The sequence below is a fragment of the Peptoniphilus sp. SGI.035 genome, from assembly GCF_050315115.1.
In the GTDB taxonomy this organism is placed as follows: domain Bacteria; phylum Bacillota; class Clostridia; order Tissierellales; family Peptoniphilaceae; genus Peptoniphilus_A.
Genome location: NZ_JBNPOJ010000049.1, coordinates 1 through 1,388, shown reverse-complemented (window position 1 = coordinate 1,388; position 1,388 = coordinate 1). Strand labels below are relative to the sequence as shown.

Sequence of the window (1,388 nt, the reverse complement as noted above, 5' to 3'; positions counted from 1 at the left end):
GGCGAGTTGTATAATAAAATGAAACAAAGAAGCTCATGAAAAACTCTGATAAAATGAATTTGACAAAAAATTCAAAAGGAGGTTTTCATGAGCTACACATATTGTATCAAAAGAAGAAAAAAAGGTAAACACTTAACTTTTGAAGAAAGAGAAGAACTCGAATTTTTAGTACGAAAGAATCTCAAACTTCCAAAAAAGAAACGATTAAGTCAGCGTAAAATGGCTGAATACATAGGTGTGAGCCCAGCAACTATTTGCCGCGAGTTAAAGCGAGGACATGTAATTAGTGTAAATAGCCAATGTGAAGAACAAGAGGACTACAGTGCTGTGATAGGACAACAAGAACATGACCATAGAGCACAGAATAAAGGACCAAGTTTATCTATAGGAAACAATCAAGAATTAGCTAAAAAAATAGAAGAACAGATTTTAGATAAGAATTCTCCTTATTGTACCTTAGAGAACTTACGTAATGAGCCCTGCTATCAACGAACACCAATAAGTCTTCGCACTCTCTATAACTATATAGAAAAAAATTTGTTTCTCAATATTAGCAAAATTGATCTTCCACGCAAAGGACGATGCAGTAAGCGTAAATATACTCGAGTTAAAAAGCGTCCTCGCAGAGGGGGAGCTAAAAGTATTGACCAAAGACCTCAAGTAGCAAATAATCGTAGTGAATATGGACACTGGGAGATGGACTGCATAGAATCAGGCAAGGGTAAGAGTAGAAGCGTCATATTGAATTTAACGGAAAGAAGTACAAGAGAGTGTTTACTTTTTAAAATGACATCCCAGAAGTCGAAAAATGTAGTCAAAGTGTTGGATAATTTAGAGCGTAGAATAGGAGCCAAGACCTTTAGAGAAAAATTTAAGGGCATCACGGTGGACAACGGCTCAGAGTTCATGGACTGGGAAGGAATGGAGACTTCAGCCATTAATTATAGAGGAAAAAAGCAAAGAACAGAGATTTATTATTGCCATCCTTATCACTCATGGGAACGAGGAACTAATGAACAAACCAATGGTTTGATACGTTACTTTATTCCAAAAGGAAGCAACATCAGTAGCTATAGTCAAAAAGAAATAAAAGAAATCGAATATAGATTAAATACAATGCCACGGAAAATATTTGATGGCCGTAGTGCATTGGAAGAAAAGAAACGTCTACTTTCTATGTCATGAAGTAAAGTAGGACTAACTTTGCTTTAACAGTAGGATATACACAGCCCTCATTTTGCGTCAAGGGACGCTCACAGGCTCGCTCTAAAGCCCTTGACCCCATTCGTGCTGTGTATAAGAGACTGTTAGCAGCAAAGTAAAATATGAATTGTGAATAATGGTTAAATCATTTACAGAGTGTGTTGCATTTTAACTTGCAATCTGCA

The 1,388-nt window shown here is 36.4% G+C and carries 1 protein-coding gene; it reads left to right on the top strand.

Features of this window, described 5'->3' with window-relative positions; all coding sequences use genetic code 11:
• Positions 1–87 precede the first annotated feature (87 nt).
• Entirely contained in the window at positions 88–1,185 is a 1,098-nt protein-coding gene (locus ACQRC6_RS09735) for an IS30 family transposase (RefSeq protein WP_427848745.1), read from the top strand.
• The last annotated feature ends 203 nt before the right edge of the window (positions 1,186–1,388 follow it).

What these genes read in the sequence shown, in the direction of transcription:
- ACQRC6_RS09735 (WP_427848745.1), top strand. Translation starts at nt 88, where the DNA reads ATGAGCTACACATATTGTATCAAAAGAAGAAAAAAAGGTAAACACTTA.